Annotated in this window: 18 protein-coding genes; 11 read left to right on the top strand and 7 right to left on the bottom strand. The window is 69.1% G+C overall.

The window, feature by feature from the left end; all coding sequences use genetic code 11:
- The first annotated feature begins 130 nt into the window (after positions 1-130).
- The 3 genes from ACSQ2G_RS16540 (at position 131) to ACSQ2G_RS16530 (ending at position 3,102) form a co-directional block, all read left to right on the top strand.
- Positions 131-1,306 (top strand): acetyl-CoA C-acetyltransferase, encoded by a 1,176-nt coding sequence (locus ACSQ2G_RS16540; RefSeq protein ID WP_436032684.1) that lies wholly within the window; start codon positions 131-133, stop codon positions 1,304-1,306.
- Between the two features lie 88 nt (positions 1,307-1,394).
- The gene (locus ACSQ2G_RS16535; RefSeq protein ID WP_436032682.1) at positions 1,395-2,120 is read left to right on the top strand and encodes a beta-ketoacyl-ACP reductase; all 726 of its coding nucleotides are present in this window, start codon (positions 1,395-1,397) and stop codon (positions 2,118-2,120) included.
- A gap of 259 nt (positions 2,121-2,379) precedes the next feature.
- Entirely contained in the window at positions 2,380-3,102 is a 723-nt protein-coding gene (locus ACSQ2G_RS16530; protein WP_436032680.1) for a DUF4908 domain-containing protein, read from the top strand.
- A gap of 116 nt (positions 3,103-3,218) precedes the next feature.
- Here the strand turns inward: ACSQ2G_RS16530 and ACSQ2G_RS16525 are convergent, their stop codons facing one another.
- The 3 genes from ACSQ2G_RS16525 to tldD form a co-directional block, all read right to left on the bottom strand.
- Positions 3,219-5,276, bottom strand: coding sequence for a TonB-dependent receptor plug domain-containing protein (locus ACSQ2G_RS16525; RefSeq protein WP_436032678.1), 2,058 nt, complete (start codon positions 5,274-5,276; stop codon positions 3,219-3,221).
- Between the two features lie 160 nt (positions 5,277-5,436).
- Positions 5,437-6,066, bottom strand: a complete 630-nt coding sequence (locus ACSQ2G_RS16520) for a cation transporter (RefSeq protein ID WP_436032676.1) — start codon at positions 6,064-6,066, stop codon at positions 5,437-5,439.
- Positions 6,067-6,091: 25 nt separating this feature from the next.
- Positions 6,092-7,522 (bottom strand): metalloprotease TldD, encoded by a 1,431-nt coding sequence (tldD, locus tag ACSQ2G_RS16515; protein WP_436032674.1) that lies wholly within the window; start codon positions 7,520-7,522, stop codon positions 6,092-6,094.
- A 134-nt stretch (positions 7,523-7,656) separates the two neighbouring features.
- On the opposite strand from tldD, the gene ACSQ2G_RS16510 reads away from it, so the two are divergent.
- The gene (locus ACSQ2G_RS16510) at positions 7,657-8,160 is read left to right on the top strand and encodes a YkgJ family cysteine cluster protein (protein WP_436032672.1); all 504 of its coding nucleotides are present in this window, start codon (positions 7,657-7,659) and stop codon (positions 8,158-8,160) included.
- Positions 8,161-8,330: 170 nt separating this feature from the next.
- Here the strand turns inward: ACSQ2G_RS16510 and ACSQ2G_RS16505 are convergent, their stop codons facing one another.
- On the bottom strand, positions 8,331-9,221 hold the full coding sequence (locus tag ACSQ2G_RS16505) for an NAD-dependent epimerase/dehydratase family protein (protein WP_436032670.1): 891 nt from the start codon (positions 9,219-9,221) through the stop codon (positions 8,331-8,333).
- A gap of 46 nt (positions 9,222-9,267) precedes the next feature.
- Between ACSQ2G_RS16505 and ACSQ2G_RS16500 the strand changes: the two genes are divergently transcribed.
- Genes ACSQ2G_RS16500 through ACSQ2G_RS16490 form a run of 3 tightly spaced genes read left to right on the top strand, consistent with a single transcriptional unit; the run spans position 9,268 to position 11,116 of the window.
- Positions 9,268-9,612: an MmcQ/YjbR family DNA-binding protein gene (locus ACSQ2G_RS16500; protein ID WP_436032668.1), complete on the top strand. Its 345-nt coding sequence runs from the start codon at positions 9,268-9,270 to the stop codon at positions 9,610-9,612.
- On the top strand, positions 9,609-10,256 hold the full coding sequence (locus tag ACSQ2G_RS16495) for a Pr6Pr family membrane protein (RefSeq protein ID WP_436032666.1): 648 nt from the start codon (positions 9,609-9,611) through the stop codon (positions 10,254-10,256). The genes ACSQ2G_RS16500 and ACSQ2G_RS16495 overlap by 4 nt, the downstream gene beginning before the upstream one ends.
- Before the next feature lie 20 nt (positions 10,257-10,276).
- A complete protein-coding gene (locus ACSQ2G_RS16490) occupies positions 10,277-11,116 on the top strand; it encodes an aldo/keto reductase (protein WP_436032664.1) in 840 nt (279 codons plus the stop codon).
- 136 nt (positions 11,117-11,252) lie between these two features.
- Here the strand turns inward: ACSQ2G_RS16490 and ppk2 are convergent, their stop codons facing one another.
- A complete protein-coding gene (gene ppk2, locus ACSQ2G_RS16485; RefSeq protein ID WP_436032662.1) occupies positions 11,253-12,014 on the bottom strand; it encodes a polyphosphate kinase 2 in 762 nt (253 codons plus the stop codon).
- A 46-nt stretch (positions 12,015-12,060) separates the two neighbouring features.
- Here ppk2 and ACSQ2G_RS16480 point away from each other — a divergent pair, with 46 nt between their 5' ends.
- From ACSQ2G_RS16480 to ACSQ2G_RS16470, 3 genes are all read left to right on the top strand, one after another.
- Positions 12,061-12,792 (top strand): 16S rRNA (uracil(1498)-N(3))-methyltransferase, encoded by a 732-nt coding sequence (locus ACSQ2G_RS16480; RefSeq protein WP_436032660.1) that lies wholly within the window; start codon positions 12,061-12,063, stop codon positions 12,790-12,792.
- A 112-nt stretch (positions 12,793-12,904) separates the two neighbouring features.
- Positions 12,905-13,639: a hypothetical protein gene (locus ACSQ2G_RS16475; protein ID WP_436032658.1), complete on the top strand. Its 735-nt coding sequence runs from the start codon at positions 12,905-12,907 to the stop codon at positions 13,637-13,639.
- 192 nt (positions 13,640-13,831) lie between these two features.
- Entirely contained in the window at positions 13,832-15,190 is a 1,359-nt protein-coding gene (locus tag ACSQ2G_RS16470) for a glutamate--cysteine ligase (protein ID WP_436032656.1), read from the top strand.
- A 32-nt stretch (positions 15,191-15,222) separates the two neighbouring features.
- Here ACSQ2G_RS16470 and ACSQ2G_RS16465 read toward each other — a convergent pair whose 3' ends face one another.
- Entirely contained in the window at positions 15,223-15,381 is a 159-nt protein-coding gene (locus tag ACSQ2G_RS16465) for a hypothetical protein (protein ID WP_436032654.1), read from the bottom strand.
- Between the two features lie 113 nt (positions 15,382-15,494).
- Positions 15,495-16,088, bottom strand: a complete 594-nt coding sequence (locus ACSQ2G_RS16460) for a DUF427 domain-containing protein (RefSeq protein ID WP_436032652.1) — start codon at positions 16,086-16,088, stop codon at positions 15,495-15,497.
- 184 nt (positions 16,089-16,272) lie between these two features.
- Between ACSQ2G_RS16460 and ACSQ2G_RS16455 the strand changes: the two genes are divergently transcribed.
- Positions 16,273-18,174 carry a peptide MFS transporter gene (locus tag ACSQ2G_RS16455; RefSeq protein ID WP_436032650.1) on the top strand — a complete coding sequence of 634 codons (1,902 nt, stop codon included), beginning with the start codon at positions 16,273-16,275 and terminating at the stop codon, positions 18,172-18,174.
- Positions 18,175-18,316: the final 142 nt, after the last annotated feature.

The raw sequence follows: 18,316 nt of genomic DNA, 5'->3' as shown, positions 1-18,316 counted from the left end.
CTCGCAACATCCCGTGAAAATGTGCAGGTGACGAACCCCGCGCCTTTATGCAAGGTGATATTGCACTGCAAAATCATGGGCGCCGCGTCCGCGAGGAGCGCCCGGAACACGTCTCGGGAGCCACCTCGCCATGAGCGACATCGTCATCGTTTCCGCCGCCCGCACCCCCGTTGGATCCTTCCTCGGCGCCTTGTCCAGCCTGCCGGCCCATGAACTGGGCAAGCTGGCCATCCAGGCCGCCGTCGAGCGGGCCGGCATCACGCCGGCCGACGTCGACGAGGTGATCCTGGGCCAGGTGCTGCAGGCCGCCGCCGGCCAGGGTCCGGCCCGCCAGGCCTCGGTCAACGCCGGCATCCCGGTCGAGAGCCCGGCCTGGAGCCTGAACCAGCTGTGCGGCTCGGGCCTGCGCGCCGTGGCCCTGGGCGCCCAGCAGATCGCCGCCGGCGACGCCGACATCGTGGTGGCGGGCGGCCAGGAGAGCATGAGCCAGGCCCCGCACGCCCAGGCGCTGCGTAACGGCCAGAAGATGGGCGACCTGTCGTTCGTCGACACCATGATCAAGGACGGCCTGTGGGACGCCTTCCACGGCTACCACATGGGCCAGACCGCCGAGAACATCGCCGCCCGCTGGCAGATCACCCGCGAGGCCCAGGACAGGTTCGCCGTCGCCAGCCAGAACAAGGCCGAGGCCGCCCAGAAGGCCGGCAAGTTCGACGCCGAGATCGCCCCGGTCACCATCAAGGGCCGCAAGGGCGACACCGTCGTCGACAAGGACGAGTTCATCCGTCACGGCGTGACCCTGGACGGCATTTCGGGCCTCAAGCCGGCCTTCGCCAAGGACGGCACGGTCACCGCCGCCAACGCCTCGGGCCTCAACGACGGCGCCGCCGCCCTGGTGCTGATGAGCGCCGACGAGGCCAAGAAGCGCGGCCTGACCCCCCTGGTGCGGATCGCCTCGTGGGCCAACGCCGGCGTCGAGCCCGAGATCATGGGCACCGGCCCGATCCCGGCCTCCAGGAAGGCCCTGGAAAAGGCCGGCTGGACGGTGTCGGACCTCGATCTGGTCGAGTCCAACGAAGCCTTCGCGGCCCAGTCGCTGTGCGTGGTCGGCGAGCTGGGCCTGGATCCGGCCAAGGTCAATGTCAACGGCGGCGCCATCGCCATCGGCCACCCGATCGGCGCCTCGGGCGCGCGCATCCTGACCACCCTGATCCACGAGATGAAGCGCTCCGGAGCCAAGAAGGGCCTGGCCACGTTGTGCATCGGCGGCGGCATGGGCGTGGCCATGTGCGTCGAGGCGATCTGAACCAAGAAATCTTCGTGACGTCGCCGACGAGGGCTTGCCCCCCGTCGGCGGTTGCGCTCAACCATAAGAACACTAGCGGGAGAATACCATGGCGAGAGTTGCGTTCGTGACCGGCGGCACCCGGGGCATCGGTCGGGCCATCTGCGAGCGCCTCGTGGCCGACGGCATGAAGGTGGCGGCCGGCTATTCCGGCAACGAGGAGGCCGCCGCGGCCTGCGCCAAGACCCTGGGCGTGATGGTGGTCAAGGGCAATGTCGGCTCGTTCGACGACTGCGCCGCGGCCGTCAAGACGGTCGAGGCCGAGCTGGGTCCGGTCGAGGTGCTGGTCAACAACGCCGGCATCACCCGCGACGGCATGCTGCACAAGATGACCTACGAGCAGTGGTCCGAGGTCATCCGCGTCAACATGGACTCGGCCTTCAACATGACCCGCCCGGTCATCGAGGGCATGCGCGAGCGCGGCTGGGGCCGGATCATCAACATCAGCTCCATCAACGGCCAGAAGGGCCAGATGGGCCAGACCAACTACTCGGCCGCCAAGGCCGGGCTGATCGGCTTCACCAAGGCCCTGGCCCTGGAGAACGCCAAGAAGGGCGTCACGGTCAACGTCATCTGCCCGGGCTATATCGACACCGAGATGGTCGCGGCCGTGCCCGAGAACGTCCTGGCCGGCATCATCGCCGGCATCCCCGTCGGGCGCCTGGGCAAGGGCGAGGAGATCGCCGACATGGTCGCGTTCCTGGCCGGCGAGCGGGCGGGCTTCGTGACCGGCGCCACCCTCACCCTGAACGGCGGCCAGTACATGGCGGCCTAGGTAGCGGTCCCAAAGGGCGAGCCGGGGCGACTTAAAGGCCACAGGTCGCCGCAAAAAGACTTGCCGACTTGACGAAGACTCCCCGCCGGTTCGAAGATTCCTACCGGCGGGGTAATCTTTCCAAGCATTTCATGACGTCTTCGGGAAATTGCGTGGCGGCAACAAGGTCTTCGGCGTCCAAGATTCGCCCCAGTCCCCAGGCATGACCCTGGGGATGAAGAGTCGATCGGCTGTGATGACGGGGCCAGGGCGTTGCGGGATGCTGCTGGCGTTCGCCCTCGCGGCCACGGGCGGCGCGGCGAACGCCCAGTCCAGCCTGCGCGACGCGTTCTTCGGCAACCGCGGCGAGGTCCGCAAGGCGCCCGCTCCGCCCATCGCCCGCTACGTCGCCGAGACCGGCGACGCCTTCATCCTGGACCGGGCCGCGCCCCAGCCGCTGATGAAGTTCGAGAACAGCTCCGAGGTCTGGGTGCTGTCGCCCCAGCCGGCCCCGCGCGGCGACACCATCTACAAGAACGAGCTGGGCGAGCCGGTGCTGCGGGCCAGCAAGCTGGGCGGCATGACCCTGTTCACCCGCGAGCGGCCGGGCGGCGACGCCGCGGCCCTGACGGGCAGGGCCAGCTCGATCCAGCCGCCGCCGTTCATCTCGGTCAACGCCCTGTTCCAGCGGCTGGTCCAGGCCAGCGCCCGGGCCAGCCGCGCCGCCCAGCACCGGGTGTCGTTCGAGACCGTCGACGACGCCACCCCCGCCACCTCGGTGCTGGTCGCCGACACCGCCACCGTCACCGCCGAAGCCTTCGAGCGCATGGCCCGCGACGGCGACCGAGGCCTGCTGGCCCGCGTGTCCCGCGTCCTGCTGGCCGAGGGCCACAAGCCCGGCGCGGCCCTGAAGGGCGGCGACCTGACGGTCACCTACGCCCCCGGCAAGGGCCTGTCGGGCCGGCCGTCGTCCAAGCGGATCATCAAGATCGTCAACAAGTAGGGCGCGGTGCGTCCTTCGAGGCTCGCCTGACGGCTCGCACCTCAGGATGAGGAATTCAGCAACAACGCTCCTCATCCTGAGCCGCCCGCGCAGCGGGCCTCGAAGGACGCACAGCCTCACCCCAGCCGCTTGCGGACCTGGACGAACAGATACGGTTCGAACGGCAGCGAGCGGTACTCGATGCGGTCGATGACGTTGTCGGCGCGCGAGCCCTTGTAGATCACCCGCTCGCGCGTGACGTTGCGCGAGCTCCAGTTGGACAGGGTGGTGCGCACGGTCAGGTCGGGGCCGGGCTTCCATTCTACGAAGCCCTCGAAATATCGCTCGGCGCGCTGGGTGCGCACTTCGCCGAGGCGGAAGCGGCTGTATTCGTTGGGGCAGTTGGTCGAGGTCCCCCAACTCCATTTGCCGCCCGGCATGTCGCGCGTGAAGCTGAGGTTGCAGACGAACGGCGTGGCGTTGGTGATGCGGCGCTTGGCGAAGGTGACCGGGTCGGTGACCTCGCTGTCGAACCAGCTGAGGCGGGCCTTCACCTGGCCGCCGGAGATCCCCAGCTTTTGGGTCGGCAGGGTCACCAGGATCACGAACTGGTCGGACCGGCCCGAGCCGATGTTGCTGGGCGCGTCGCCGCCGCCGATCAGGGGCTTGTAGTCGACGGCGTCGGAAATCTCGGCATGGGTCAGGGTGGTCGAGATCGAGCCCGCGCCCCAGAACCGCCGCTCCCAGGCGACCTCGCCGACCCACGAGCGCTGGGGCTCCAGGTTGGCGTCCGCGCCGTCCTGGCTGCCGGCGGTCAGGTCGGCCGAGGCGATGAAGTCGCCGAAGTCCAGCTGCCCGACCTCGCGCTCGACCCGCACGCGTAGCTGGTCGACGCTGTTGGGGCTCCAGGTCGCCAGCACCCGCGGCTTGGGGTAGAAGAAGCTGCGTTCCAGGTCGACGCCGCCGCTCTGGGTGATGCGCGAGACCTCCAGCCGCGCGCCGGCTTCGATGGTCAGCTTCGGACTGGCCCGCCAGACGGCCTTGCCGGCCGCCTCGCCGCGCAGCTCCTCGACCTTCACATGCGGCGGACCGATGTCGACCGGCGCGCCGTTGACGTCGTAGCGGATGTCGCCGTCCAGGAAATTGTAGGCGCCCTCGACGCTGCCCTCCAGCGACAGCGCCTGCGAGCGCCGATGCTTGAGTTCGCCGCGCAGGATGCTCTCGCCGGTCTTGTCGCGCTCGCGATAGACCTCGGCGCGGCCTGGCATGGCGAAGGTCGAGCCGTAGGTCTCGTCGCCCAGGTTCTGCAGGAACACCAGCTGCAGGTCGGTGCGCGGGCCCAGCCGCGCGTCGTAGCGGGCGCCGAACTCGCCGGTCCACTCCTTGTTGGTCTCGCCGCTGTCCTGGCGGCCGGGACCGGGCTGGTAGCGGGTGTAGACGACGTCGCGATCGTACGAGAAGTACTCGACCTTGCCGTTGACCCGGACCTTGCCGCCGGGCGCGGCCCGCTGGATGGCGCCGCGCGCCGCATAGTTCTGGATCTGGTCGTAGCCCTTGACGGCTTCGCGGATGGTCGGGCGGCCGTCGGGGAAGCTGGTCACCCGGGCGCCGCCGTCGAAGGTCTGGTCGGTGCGGTCGACGGTGGCCTTCAACGAGCCCTCCAGCTCGTTGATCCCGTCGCGGCGCGAGGCTTGGAATTCCAGCAGCGGTCCGAACAGGCCGTCCGGATAAAGATAGGTCTGGATGTTGGCGACCGCCTCGACCTGCACGGTCGACTTGATCACCACATTGGCCAGGATGGTCTGGCCCTGCATGTCGATGCCGGGAGCCCCGCCGCGGATCAGCTCCACGCGCTCGACGGCCGAGGCCGAGATGCGCTTGAGGATATCTTCGAGGTTCTCGCTCTTGGTGGTGGGACGCTCGCCGTTGACCAGCACGTTGCCGGCCGTGCCGGCGAAGCCGCGGGCGCTGTCGCCGCGGTCCAGCCGGAAGCCGGGCAGGCGGGTGATCATGTCGTAGGCCGTGCTGGGTCGCTGCTCGGCGAAGAAGTCGGGCGGATAGGCCGTCACCCCGCGCTGGGCGTCGGCGGCGGGCGCGGCGACCTCGAGCGGGACAGGGGGCGTGGCGGACTGCGCGGCGACCTGGGCTTCGGGCGCGGCCAGGCCCAAGGCGAAGACGACGGAAGCAAGACTCATGACGCGGAACCCCCAAAGCCCCCGCTTTGTTGGCCGCGACCCTGTCGGCCCGGCTGCTCCAGGCCTAGTTACAAAACTGAAAGGTGGATTACATTTGTGAAATGTTTCCGCCGATCACCTTGGCGGAGTCCGCTTTGCCCTTCCAGGACAAGGTTTTGCCTCAGGGTTCCGGCCGCGCGCCCACGGCTTTCCGCTCGCCGTGGGCCGCCGTCCAGACCGCCTTGGCGGCGTCGATGTTCATGCACGCGATCCCCAAGCCGATCACCAGGTCGGGCCAGGGCGAGCGGGTGAGGACCGTCGCCGCGCCCGCGGCGATGATCGCGACATTGGCCAGGACGTCGTTGCGGGCCGACAGGAACGCCGCCTTGGTCAGGCTGCCCGAATGATGCCGGAACCGCGCCAGGGTGAAGGCGCAGTAAAGATTGACGGCCAGGGCGCCTGCCCCGGTCAGGGTGAGCCGCAGCGCCTCGGGGGGGACCGGGTCGGCGTACTTGCGCCACACGGCCCACAGAAAGGCCAGGGCGGGCGCGAGCAGCAGGCCCGCCAGCGCCATGCCGACCTGGGCCCTGCGCCGCGCGCTCCACCCTAGCGCAGCGAAGATCAGGAAATTGACCGCGGCGTCCTCGAGGAAGTCGACGCTGTCGGCCAGCAGCGAGACCGAGCCGATGTGCAGGGCGACGGCGAACTCCACGCCGAAATAGGCCAGGTTCAGCACCGCCACCAGGCGGATGGCGCGGCCAAGCCCGTCTTCCGCCGCCCCGTCTTCCGCAGCCATGTCTTCCGCCGCCATGTCGAGGTCCCTCCGGTCGACGCCTCTAGACCGCCGTGCCGCCCACCGTCAGGCCGGTGATCTTCAGCGACGGCTGACCCACGCCCACCGGCACGCCCTGGCCGGACTTGCCGCAGACGCCGATGCCGGGGTCGAAGTCGAAGTCGTTGCCGATCATCGTCACCTTGGTCAGGGCGCTGGGGCCGTCGCCGATCAGGGTGGCGCCCTTGACCGGGGCGGTGATCTTGCCGTCCTCGACCAGATAGGCCTCGGTGCACTGGAAGACGAACTTGCCGTTGGTGATATCGACCTGGCCGCCGCCGAAATTGGCGCAGTAGAGGCCGCGCTTCATCGAGGCGATCATCTCGGCCGGATCGTCTTGGCCGGCCAGCATGCCGGTGTTGGTCATCCGCGGCATGGGCATGTGGGCGTAGGACTGGCGGCGGCCGTTGCCGGTGGCGGCCATGCCCATCAGTCGGGCGCTCATCCGGTCGTGCATGTAACCGACCAATATCCCGTCCTCGATCAGGATGGTGCGCTCGGTGGGCGTGCCCTCGTCGTCGATGGTCAGCGAGCCGCGGCGACCGGGGATCGCCCCGTCGTCGAACACCGTGACCCCCTTGGCGGCCACCCGCTCGCCGATGCGGCCGGAGAAGGCGCTGATGCCCTTGCGGTTGAAGTCGCCTTCCAGGCCGTGGCCGACCGCCTCGTGCAGCAGCACGCCGTTCCAGCCGGGGCCGAGCACCACGTCCATCTCGCCGGCCGGGCAGGCCACGGCGTCGAGATTGACCAGGGCCATGCGCAGCGCCTCGTCGACCTGGGCTTTCCATTTGTCGGGGCTGATCCAGGCGGAAAAGCCGGCGCGGCCGCCGGCCCCGGACGTGCCCGCCTCGCGGCGGCCGTCCTTCTCGACCGTGACCTGGACATTGACCCGCACCAGCGGCCGCACGTCGCGCAGCAGCCGGCCGTCGGCGCGCAGGATCTCGACGACCCGGCGCTCGCCGGCCATCGAGGCCATCACCTGGACGACGCGCGGATCGCGCGAGCGGGCGAAGGCGTCGATCTCCTGCAGCAGGGCGACCTTGTCGGAGAAGGCGGGGGAGGAGACCGGATCGTCCTCGCCGTAGAGCCGTTCGTTGGTGGCGCGCGGGGCTTCGGCGCTGACCCCGGCATAGCCGCGGCGGGCCAGCCGGGCCGAGTCGGCGGCGCGGCCGATGGCGGCTTCCGAGATCTCGGCGGAATGGGCGTAGCCGGCGGTCTCGCCGGCCACCACCCGCAGGCCGAAGCCCTCGCCCGAGTCGTAGGAGGCGCTCTTCAGCCGACCGTCGTCGAACACGAAGGACTCGCTCTCGGAGCGTTCGACGAACAGCTCCCCGTCGTCGGCGCCGGCCAGGGCCTCGCCCAGGATGGCGCGGGCGCGTTCGGGATCGACATTGGCCGAGGCCAGCAGGGAGGGGGCGGTGATGGGTGCGGTCATGGGCCTACAGGTAGGCGTTTCGCCCGCCCTCGTCATCACCCCGGCGACGATTCGACGCCGTTTGGGACCAGGGCGTGAAAAACCGTCACGAAACCGCGATAGATCCGTCACCGGACGATTGGAGCGAAACGACGGTGGACCAGGCCAAGACCTGCGGCGACTGCGGCATGTGCTGCAAGGTCCTGCACATCGGCGAACTGGACAAGCCGGCGGGCCAGTGGTGCGGCGTGTTCCGCAAGGGCTCGGGCTGCGGCGACTACGCGGCCCGGCCCCAGGCCTGCCGGGGTTTCCACTGCCTGTGGCTGACCTCCGAGAAGCTGGACGCCGCCTGGCGGCCCGACAAGGCCGGCTTCCTGATGTACCCCGACCGCGACGGCAAGCGGCTGAACGTCGTGGTCGATCCGGGCAAGCCGGCCGCCTGGCGGCGCGAGCCCTACTATTCGCGGCTGAAGGCCATGTCGCAGCGGGCCCTCGACGGTTACGAACTGCTGATCTGCATCGGCGACCGCCGGGTGGTGATGTTCCCCACCGAGGACGTCGACCTGGGCGTGCTGAACCCCGACCACAAGCTGGTCAGCGGCTATGTCGACCGCGACGGCGGCAAGGTCCCGTTCGCCATGGTGCTGAGCGACGTCTAGGGCGGCCGCTGGTCCCTGAACTTCCCCCGGGTTGTCATCCCGGAAGCCTCGCAGAGGCTGTCCGGGACCCAGGGGACTGGGCGAAGGCGGTGCGGTTGTCCTGGGTCCCGGACAAGCGCTGCGCGCTTTCCGGGATGACAACGATGAGGAGGTCTCGCCTCTAGCCCCCCTCAGAACCGCGGCCGGAAGTCCCGCGGCGCCCAGCCGAAGTCGCGGCGCGCCGGGGCGTCGTCGAAGGTCAGGTCCTGGGCCATGCGGTCGGCCATGGTCGCCGTGGCGCCCGGATAGAACGGCTTGGCCAGGGTCAGCAGCAGGCGGAACAGCCAGGGCGGCAGGGGCAGGATCGCCGGGCGGCGGCCCAGGCCCGCGAAGATCCGCTCGGCCATGACGCGATAGGTCAGGGTCTCGCCGCCGACCAGGTCATAGGCCTTGTTCCAGGCGGCCGGCGCCCGGGCGGCGGCGATCGCGCCTTGCGCCAGGTCGTCGGCGTGCACCGGCTGGCGCAGGCCCTCGCCCCGGCCCGACAGCGGCAGCACCTTGAACCGCCGGATCAGGCTGGCCAGGCGGCTGACATTGCCGTCGCGGCCTTCGACATAGATCAGGGTCGGCCGCAGGATCGTCCAGGCCACGCCGTGCTCGGCGCAGAACGCCTCGACCCCCGCCTCGGCCTCGGCCAGCGACCGGGCCACGGCGCGCTCGGAGGGCTCGACGGAGTCCTGTTTGGTGAAGCGGCTGGTCGAGGAGAACGCCACCAGCCGGGTCATGCCGCGCGCCTTCAGGGCCGGCAGGGCGCCGGGCAGCAGCCAGAGCGGCGACAGCGACAGCACCGTGGCCAGCGGCGGCAGCTCGTCGGCCAGGTCCAGATCGGACAGGTCGCCGTCCACCCAGCAGACGTCGTCGGTGGGCGGGCGCCGGCTCAGCGAGATCGGCGTGATCCCCAGGGCGTTCAGCCGCGCCAGCATGAAGCCGCCGATCAGGCTGGTGGCGCCCAGCACCAGGACCGGCGAGGCGAGGCCCGACGGCGCCTGGACCGAAGGGGAGGGGGTGTTTTCAGCGTCCATCTTCCTCCTATAGTCGCGCCACGAGCGACGACCCAGGATTTTGGTCATGACCTTCGAGGACGTTCGCGCCTTCGCCTTCAAACTGCCCGGCGTCGCCGACGGAACGGCCTATGGCCATCCGTGCCTGAAGGCGCATGGCAAGTTCCTGACCCGCGTGTGGGACGACGGCGACACCCTGGTCTGCCCCGGCGTCGGTTTCGACGAGCGCGAGCTGCTGATCGAGGCCGAGCCCGAGACCTTCTTCGTCACCGATCACTACAAGGGCTATCCCTATGTCCTGATCCGCCTGTCGCGGGTCGAGGCCGGCACGGTGGAGCGGCTGATCGAGCGCCGGTGGCGGGCGACGGCGCCGCGCAAGCTGCTCAAGGCCCATGACGCGGAGACGGCATGAAGATGCTCTGGCGAAGCGGGGCGGCGGCGGTCGTCTGGTCGGGCGTGCTCCTGCAGTTCTGGCTGATGCTCCATGGCCGCCCGCCGGCCGAGGCCGCCCACGCGGCCGTCAAGTTCCTGAGCTTCTTCACGGTGCTCAGCAACATCGCGGTGGGGACCCTGCTGGCCGCCCCGGTTCTGGCCGCCGATCGGCCGCTGGGGCGATGGGCCGAGCGGGCCGGGACGCGCGTGGCGGTCGGCGTCTATATCGCGATCACGGCGGCGATCTACCACACCCTGCTGGCGGGGCTGTGGCGGCCGACCGGCCTGCAGCTGCTCGCCGACACCCTGCTGCACACCATGACCCCGGCCCTGTTCCTGGCCGACTTCCTGGCCTTTCCGCCGGGCGAGGCGGCCAAGTGGCGCTCGGCCTGGAAGGCGCTGGTCTTTCCCCTGGCCTACGGCGCATGGTCGCTGGTCCACGGGGCGGCGACGGGCTTCTATCCCTATCCGTTCCTCGACGTGGGCAAGCGCGGCTACGGCACGGTGCTCGTGACCATGCTGCTGATGGGCGCGGGCTTCTACGCCGCGACCCTGGCCCTGACCGGCCTGCAGCACCTGCAACGGCGGCTGGCGCGACGGCCGCAAGCGCCTATATCGGCCTGAGCCCTTCCCGGAGACCCGTCATGCCTCATCTGATCCCCGACCTCCGCGCGGGCGACGTGGCCATGCCGGTCGTCGGCCTGGGCACCTGGCAGCTGGAGGGCGCGGCCGCCCAGGCCATGGTCGAGAAGGCCCTGGAGCTGGGCTACCGCCATATCGACACCGCCCAGGCCTATCGCAACGAGCAGGACGTCGGGGCGGCGCTGGCCGCGACGGGCGTGCCGCGCGACCAGATCTTCCTGACCACCAAGGTCTGGGTCGACCAGTTCGCCCAGGGCGACCTGCAGCGCTCGGTCGAGGTCAGCCTCAAGCGCCTGGGGGTGCCGCGGGTCGACCTTCTGCTGCTGCACTGGCCCAAGCCCAGGCCGGCCCTGGCCGAGACCCTGGCGGCGCTGAACGACGTCCACGCCCGCGGCCTGACCCGCGCCATCGGCCTGTCGAACTTCCCGTCCGCCCTGATGGCCAAGGCCCAGACGGCGTCCGAGGCGCCGATCGCCACCAACCAGGTCGAGTACCATCCCTACCTGTCGCAGAAGACCCTGATCGCCAAGGCCCGGGCGATGGGCTCGACGATCACCGCCTGGTCGCCCCTGGCCCAGGGCAAGGTGGCGAGCGACCCGGCGCTGGTCGAGATCGGCGAGGCGCACGGCAAGACCCCGGGCCAGGTGACCCTGCGCTGGCAGGTCCAGCAGGGCGTGGCCACCATTCCGCGGACGAGCAACCCGGCGCGGCTGGCCGAGAACTTCGACATCTTCGACTTCGCCCTGTCGGACGCCGAGATGGCGCGGATCTTCGCCTTGGCGCGGCCGGACGGCCGGCTGGGGGAGTGGCTGGATCCGGCGTTCGCCTGGGACGTGGATTAGAACCCTCCCCCTCTGGGGGAGGCGATCGCGCAGCGATCGGTGGGGGGAGGCTTTGGGCCGTCGATCCTGGCGGGGCGAGCTCCCGATCGCTCCCCCCTCCGTCGGCTACGCCGACACCTCCCCACAGGGGGAGGATCTACCGCGCCAGCCGTCCGTCCGTCAGCGCCGCCGGCTCGAACCTGAAGATCACCTCCGGGTCCGGCTGGGGAATCCCCTTCAGCAGCTTCTTCGGCGCCGAGACGTGCAGCAGCCAGCGCAGGATGTTCAGCCGCGCGGCCTTCTTGTGGTCGGCGCGGACGCAGACCCACGGGGCGGGCGTGGAGTGGGTGCGGATCAGCATCTCGTCGCGGGCCGCCGAATAGTCGTCCCATTTGGCCTGGGCCACGGCGTCCAGGTCGCTGACCTTGAAGGCCTTCAGCGGTTCGTCGCGGCGGGCCTTCAGGCGTTCGGCCTGGGTGTCCTGGTCGATGTCGAGCCAGAACTTGGTCAGCTTGATGCCGTTGTCGACCAGCATCAGCTCGAAGGCCGGCACGTCGCGCAGGAACTGCTCCTGCTCCTGCGGGGTGGAAAAGCCCATCACCCGCTCGACCCCCGCCCGGTTGTACCAGGAGCGGTTGAAGACCACGGCCTCGCCCGCGGCCGGCAGATGGCGGACATAGCGCTGGAAGTACCATTCGCTGCGCTCGCGGTCGCTGGGGGTGGGCAGGGACATCACGCGGGTGGCGCGGCGATGGGCGTGCTCGGTCAGGCGGGCGATGGCCCCGTCCTTGCCGGCGGCGTCGCGGCCCTCGAACAGGGTGACCGTCTTCCAGCCGTCCTTGATCGCCTGTTTCTGCAAGCCGATCAACGCCAGCTGCAGGTCGCGGAGTTCGGCTTCGTAGTCTTCGAGCTTGCTCATGGCTGGAGCCTACCCCCGGATCGCTCAGTTGCGCTAGAAGGGCCGCATGATCCGTCTTTTCGTTCCCCACCCCCTCAAGGCCGGCGCCGGCGTCGCGCCCACCATCGACCAGTCGCGCTACCTGACCGCGGTGATGCGGCTCAATGTCGGCGACGAGATCCTGGTGTTCAACGGCCAGGACGGCGAGTGGCGCGCCAGCCTGACCGAGGCGGGCAAGCGCGGCTGCCTGCTGAGGGCCGAGGAACAGACGCGGCCCCAGGCCTACGGCCCCGACCTCGACCTGGTGATCGCCATGGTCAAGCGCGGCCGGGTCGAGACCATCGTCGAGAAGGCCGCCGAACTGGGCGCCCGGCGGGTGCGCCTGACCCAAACCCGGCGGACCAATGTCGACTTCCTCAAGCTGGGACGCCTGGACGCCATCGCCATCGAGGCCGCCGAGCAGACCGGCCGCCTGGACGTCCCGGCCGTCGACGACCCGCAGAAGCTGGACAAGATCCTCGACAGCTGGGATCCGGCCCGTCGCCTGGTCTTCTGCGACGAGGGCGGCGACGCCCGGCCGATGATCGAGGCGCTGGCGGGCACGCCCCAAGAAAAGAAGGGCGCCCCGGCCGCCATCCTGATCGGCCCCGAGGGCGGCTTCGCCCCGGAGGAGCGCGAGCGCCTGCGCTCGCTGCCGTTCGTGATCCCGGTCTCGCTGGGCCCGCGCATCCTGCGGGCCGACACCGCCGCCATCGCGGCGATGACCCTGTGGCAGGCGGCGGCGGGGGACTGGCGGTAGGCGAAACCTTCGAACATCCTTGTCGCGGTCCTTGTCCCGGCCCTGAAACTTTGTAGCCTGAGGTTGCGTCTGTCGGGCCATACAGCGCCCGCACTATCCTCGGAGAGCTCTGATGATCGTTGCGCTCATGCTCGCCGGCGTCTTGGCGGGTGAAGATTGCACGGCCTTCGCGGCCCGTCTGAACGAGCCGATCGCCATCAGTCTGTCGAGCATCCCGTCCGAAAGGCTTGGCGGGCGGCCTTTGCCGACCCCGGTCTCCGGCGAGCGGCCCGCTGTCGCCATCGGAGATCTGGCCTATCGGGGCTATGGGCTGACGATCCGGTCCTCGGACGCCCGTTTCCGGGAACTTGTCGTGCAGCCAGGAGTCGGAAGCCGGCACGCCTGCGGCTTCGTCGTCGAGGGCCCCTCGGGCTGGAACGCGTTTGACGCCAATCGCTCCCGCTGGAACATGGTCTTCAAACCGCAAGCTCGCGACCTGGCGCCAGGGGCCGCCTTGGCCGCCGAACACGGCGCGCGTCCGGTGCTGGCGGGCTTTCAGGCTGGCGCGACCTGGCCGGTCTACGCCGGTGGAGCGCTCTTTTTTATCGGCCTGATGCATCCGGCCAAGACGTCGGAAACCGTCATCGTCGCCTTCGCGGACAGCAAGACTCAGGCTCCCGCACGAATCCTGGCTCGGCTGCCGCTGCGGATCGACGAGGTTTCGATCACCCCCGGCCTTCACACAACGCAGCTGTTTTTCAATCTGGAGGGTCGCGACGAGGACGGAGCCCTTAACCGTTTCGTGCTCGAAATGAGCGACGAAACCGCCCGGCGAACCGGCGCCGCGCTGCCGGCCTCGCCGCCTTAAACCCTCGTCCGAGCAGCATCCGTTCCGTGGTCGGCCGACGCCGCCCGAGCTGGGGCAAAGCCTTGCTCGTCGCGAAACCCTGTCCGTCCCCCTTGAGGTTCGCTAAGAAAACGCCCAACTGCGCAGCACGACAGTTCGCGGGCGGGTCGGAGGAGCGTTCCTCCCTCTGGATGCGTGTTTTGGGGAGGGCCGATGGCCGAAGCCGTGAGCCAGGAGCGTCCGCTGACGCTGGACGATCTGACCGCCTATTTCGCCCAGGGCTCCAAGCCCAGGGACCAGTTCCGGGTCGGCGCCGAGCACGAGAAGTTCGGCTTCTATCTGGGCTCGCACGCGCCGGTTCCCTATGAAGGCGACAAGGGCGTTCACGCTCTGCTGACGGGTTTGCAGCGCTTCGGCTGGAAGCCGGTGATGGAAGGCCCGACGATCATCGGCCTCGAGCGCAACGGCGCCAATGTCAGCCTGGAGCCGGGCGGCCAGTTCGAGCTGAGCGGCGCGCCGCTCAAGACCATGCACGACATCTGCGAGGAGACCGGCCAGCACCTGGATGAGGTCAAGACCGTGGCCGACGAGCTGGGCCTGGGCTTCCTGGGGCTGGGCTTCTCGCCGCTGTGGCGGCGGGACCAGGTGCCGGTGATGCCCAAGGGCCGCTATGTGATCATGCGCAATTACATGCCCAAGGTCGGCGGGCTGGGCCTGGACATGATGCTGCGCACCTGCACGGTGCAGGCCAATCTCGACTTCTCCAGCGAAGCCGACATGGTCGCCAAGTTCCGGATGAGCCTGGCCCTGCAGCCGATCGCCACCGCTCTTTTCGCCAATTCGCCGTTCACCGAGGGCAAGCCCAACGGCTTCCTGTCGGCCCGCGCCAACGTCTGGACCGACACCGACGCCGACCGCACTGGCCTGCTGGACTTCGTGTTCGAGGACGGCTTCGACTTCGAGCGCTACGCCCGCTACGCCCTGGACGTGCCGATGTACTTCGCCAAGCGCGGCGACAAGTACATCGACCTGGCCGGCCGCCGCTTTGGCGATTTCATCGACGGCAAGATCCCCGAACTGCCGGGCGAGCGCGCCTCGATCAAGGACTGGGCCGACCACACCACGACCCTGTTCCCCGAGGTGCGGCTGAAGACCTATCTGGAAATGCGCGGCGCCGACGCCGGGCCGTGGAGCCGTCTCTGCGCCCTGCCGGCCCTGTGGACGGGGGTGTTCTACGACGACGCGGCCCTGGCCGCGGCCTGGGACCTCTGCAAGCACTGGACGGCCGAGGATCGCGCCGGCCTGCGCCGCGAGGTGCCGAGACTGGGCCTCAAGGCCCAGGTCGCCGGGCGTTCGGCCCAGGACGTGGCCAAGGACTTCGTGGCCATCGCCAAGCAGGGCCTCAAGGCCCGCGCCCACCTGAACGGCGGCTTCCTGGACGAGACGATCTATCTGGGCGACCTGGAAGAGATCGCCGCCACCGGCATCACGCCGGCCGAACGGCTGCTGGCGCTCTATGACGGCGCGTGGAAGGGTGACATCAACCGGGTGTTCGAGGACTTCGCCTACTGAGGTCCACGGTCGGTTTGAAGCCGGCTACGGCTCTAGAAGATCGCGCGGAGCGCGGCGATGATCCCGAACCAGGCCAGGGTGCTGGTGGCCAACAGCGCCAGGCGTTCCCAGGCGAACCGGGCGCCGGCGGGGCGCGGCCGCGTCCGGCCGGACGAGGGACGCAAACCGGGATCATAACCGATGTAAGCCACGACGTTTCTCCCAGGAGGCCTCTCTGCGGGAGGCTTCACGCTTGAGCGTTGCCGTCATTGCAGCGCTTCAAAGGTTAACGAACGTTTTATGGTTCAGGTTCCTTGAACGGGGCCTAGATGGATCCGGTTCCTTCATAGGGCTTGGCCACCGGCGACGGGCCGTCCTCGCGGATGTCGTCGCCTTCCCAGGCTTCGTCGTCGGGTATGGAGACATTGGCGTCCCAGTGCTCGGCCTGGCTGGCGCCCGAGCCGCTGTCGGTGTGCCGGACCACGTCGTCGACGCCGCGGGCCGGCGCGTTGGCCGCCTCGGGCCGGCCGTGGTCGGCGGCCTCGGTGTCCGACGCCGACCGCGCGCCGACCTGGAAGTCGAAATGCTCGGGATAGAAGGCCAGCCGGCCGGCGATCCGGCCCATGCCGGGCAGCGGGTCCTCGTACGACCAGACGGCGTTCTCGACGATCTGCCGGTCGCGCATGATCGTGTAGTACGAGGCTTGGCCCTTGTAGGGGCAGTGGGTGACCTTGTCGGTCTTTCCCAGGAAGGCCATGGCCACGTGCTCGCGGGGAAAATAGCGGACCGGCTCGTGCCCCGCCTCGCGCAGCACCAGCACGTCGTCGCTGGTGGCGATGCTGTGGCCCTCGAACAGCACCTGGACCCGGCCGGGCTCCTTGGCGCAGGTGATCGGGTGGTCCTGATGGGTGACGTCCATGGCTGAATTCTCCCGCGAGACGAGGTGACGCCTATCAAACGCACGGGACGGTAACGGGGCTCCGAAGCGGCAAGCCATTGCTTGTGAAACCCAAAGCGCCGTGATCTTCTCCCCGCCGATTGGGGAGGAGAGGGCGAAACCACCTGCTGGTCGCCCGCTCGCTTGTACGTTTCAAGGTTCGTGAATGAATATCGTTGTCGCCGCCGGCATCCTGGTCACCCTGGTGACCGGCGTCCCCGTGCTTATCCAGCTGCTGCGAGGCCATCCGCGCGGCCTGATCATCTGCTTCCTGGCCGAGATGTGGGAGCGGTTCTCCTACTACGGCATGCGCGGGCTGCTGATCTTCTACCTGACCCAGCATTTCCTGTTCGACCCCAAGGTCGCCAGCGGCCACTACGGCTCCTACACCTCGCTGGTCTATATCGTGCCGCTGCTGGGCGGTTTCCTGGCCGACCGCTATCTGGGCACCCGCAAGGCCGTGGCCTTCGGCGCCATCCTGCTGGTGGCGGGACACCTGACCATGGCGGTCGAGGGACGTCCGGCCACCCAGACCCTGACCTACGCCAGCCAGACCTACGAATTCCAGGTCGAGGGCCGCGGCGAGGCGCGCGTCGCCAGGATCGTCGTGGGCGACAAGCCCTATGAGGTCGCCGCCAACGAGAAGGGCGATTTCGAGATCAAGAACCTGCCGGCCCAGTCCGTCCTGCCGGGCGTCCTGCCCAAGGGCCAGTACAAGCTGGGCGTGAAGGACCGCGATCCGCTGTACCTGAACATCTTCTGGCTGGCGCTGTCGCTGATCATCGTCGGCGTGGGCTTCATGAAGGCCAATGTCGCCACCCTGGTGGGCCAGCTCTATCCGCAGGGCGATCCGCGCCGCGATCCGGGCTTTACCCTCTACTACTACGGCATCAACCTGGGCTCGTTCTGGGCGGCCATCCTCTGCGGCCTGCTGGGCGTCAACCTCGGCTGGGCGGCGGGCTTCGGCATGGCCGGCATCGGCATGCTGGCCGGCTTCATCGTCTTCGTGCTGGGCAAGCCCTGGCTGCTGGGCAAGGGCGAGCCGCCGGAACTGGGCAGGCTGAAGGCCCCGATGCTGGGCCCGATCAATCGGGAGGGCGTGATCTACGCCGCTTCGCTGGGCGTGGTCGGGCTGGTCTTCTTCCTGGTCCAGTTCACCCCGGTGGTGAACGTCACCCTGATCGCCGGCATGTTCGGTTCGCTGGGCTACATCCTGTGGTTCGCCTTCGCCAAGTGCGAGAAGGTCGAGCGCGAGCGGCTGCTGCTGGCCACGGTGCTGGTGCTGGGCGCGGTGGTGTTCTGGACCCTGTTCGAACAGGCCGGCTCGTCCCTGAACCTGTTCGCCGCCACCAACGTCAACCTGACCCTGCTGTCACAGCCGGTGAAGTGGTTCGGCGGCGCGGTCGTGCTGGGCTCGCCCGAGCAGCTGGCGGCGGCGGGCTGGAGCACGGCCGGCAAGCTGTGGGTCAATACCGCGTTCAACGCCGCCCAGACCCAGGCGATCAACGCCGGCTGGATCCTGATCTTCGCCCCCGTCTTTGCGGCCCTTTGGACTGTCTTGGGCAAACGCGGCCGCAACCCGGGCCCGATGGTCAAGTTCGGCCTGTCGCTGATCCAGGTCGGCGCGGGCTTCCTGATCCTGCTGATCGGCGCCCATTTCGCCGACGGCGCATTCCGCATGCCGCTGGTCTTCCTGGTCGTCATGTACATGCTGCACACCTCGGGCGAGATGTTCATGTCGCCGGTCGGCCTGTCGCAGATGACCAAGCTGTCGCCGCTGTCGATCGTCTCGTTCGTGATGGCGGTCTGGTACATGGCCCTGGCCATGGCCAATCTGTTCGGCGGCTGGATCGCGGCCATCGCGTCCAGCGAGACCATCGGCGGCCAGGTGCTGGACCCGGCCGCGGCCATGGTTCAGTCGCTGCTGGTGTTCAAGGTGATCGGCCTGATCTCGATCGTCATCGGCGTGCTGTTCCTCGCCCTGTCGCCGATCCTCAAGAAATGGTCGCACGGCTCGGACGACACCAACCCCGAACCGGCCGCCGAGCCGGCGTCCATCGCGCCTTGACGAACCGCTCCGCGAGGCTTTCGGCCGAGGACGCCCCCTCCGTCGGCTTCGCCGCCACCTCCCCCGTTTCACGGGGGAGAAGAACAGGCCCGCTTCCTCCTCACCCGCATCGCGGGGGAGGTGGCGCGATGCGAATACGCAT

This window comes from Caulobacter sp. LjRoot300 (assembly GCF_964253875.1).
In the GTDB taxonomy this organism is placed as follows: Bacteria; Pseudomonadota; Alphaproteobacteria; order Caulobacterales; family Caulobacteraceae; genus Caulobacter.
This window is presented reverse-complemented; position numbering and strand designations above follow the sequence as displayed.

Bases quoted from the DNA above. Each gene is read 5' to 3' on its own strand.
- ACSQ2G_RS16540 (WP_436032684.1), top strand. From the start codon at position 131: ATGAGCGACATCGTCATCGTTTCCGCCGCCCGCACCCCCGTTGGATCC.
- ACSQ2G_RS16535 (WP_436032682.1), top strand. From the start codon at position 1,395: ATGGCGAGAGTTGCGTTCGTGACCGGCGGCACCCGGGGCATCGGTCGG.
- ACSQ2G_RS16530 (WP_436032680.1), top strand. From the start codon at position 2,380: ATGCTGCTGGCGTTCGCCCTCGCGGCCACGGGCGGCGCGGCGAACGCC.
- ACSQ2G_RS16525 (WP_436032678.1), bottom strand. From the start codon at position 5,276: ATGAGTCTTGCTTCCGTCGTCTTCGCCTTGGGCCTGGCCGCGCCCGAA.
- ACSQ2G_RS16520 (WP_436032676.1), bottom strand. From the start codon at position 6,066: ATGGCGGCGGAAGACATGGCTGCGGAAGACGGGGCGGCGGAAGACGGG.
- tldD (WP_436032674.1), bottom strand. From the start codon at position 7,522: ATGACCGCACCCATCACCGCCCCCTCCCTGCTGGCCTCGGCCAATGTC.
- ACSQ2G_RS16505 (WP_436032670.1), bottom strand. From the start codon at position 9,221: ATGGACGCTGAAAACACCCCCTCCCCTTCGGTCCAGGCGCCGTCGGGC.
- ACSQ2G_RS16500 (WP_436032668.1), top strand. From the start codon at position 9,268: ATGACCTTCGAGGACGTTCGCGCCTTCGCCTTCAAACTGCCCGGCGTC.
- ACSQ2G_RS16495 (WP_436032666.1), top strand. From the start codon at position 9,609: ATGAAGATGCTCTGGCGAAGCGGGGCGGCGGCGGTCGTCTGGTCGGGC.
- ACSQ2G_RS16490 (WP_436032664.1), top strand. From the start codon at position 10,277: ATGCCTCATCTGATCCCCGACCTCCGCGCGGGCGACGTGGCCATGCCG.
- ppk2 (WP_436032662.1), bottom strand. From the start codon at position 12,014: ATGAGCAAGCTCGAAGACTACGAAGCCGAACTCCGCGACCTGCAGCTG.
- ACSQ2G_RS16480 (WP_436032660.1), top strand. From the start codon at position 12,061: ATGATCCGTCTTTTCGTTCCCCACCCCCTCAAGGCCGGCGCCGGCGTC.
- ACSQ2G_RS16475 (WP_436032658.1), top strand. From the start codon at position 12,905: ATGATCGTTGCGCTCATGCTCGCCGGCGTCTTGGCGGGTGAAGATTGC.
- ACSQ2G_RS16470 (WP_436032656.1), top strand. From the start codon at position 13,832: ATGGCCGAAGCCGTGAGCCAGGAGCGTCCGCTGACGCTGGACGATCTG.
- ACSQ2G_RS16460 (WP_436032652.1), bottom strand. From the start codon at position 16,088: ATGGACGTCACCCATCAGGACCACCCGATCACCTGCGCCAAGGAGCCC.
- ACSQ2G_RS16455 (WP_436032650.1), top strand. From the start codon at position 16,273: ATGAATATCGTTGTCGCCGCCGGCATCCTGGTCACCCTGGTGACCGGC.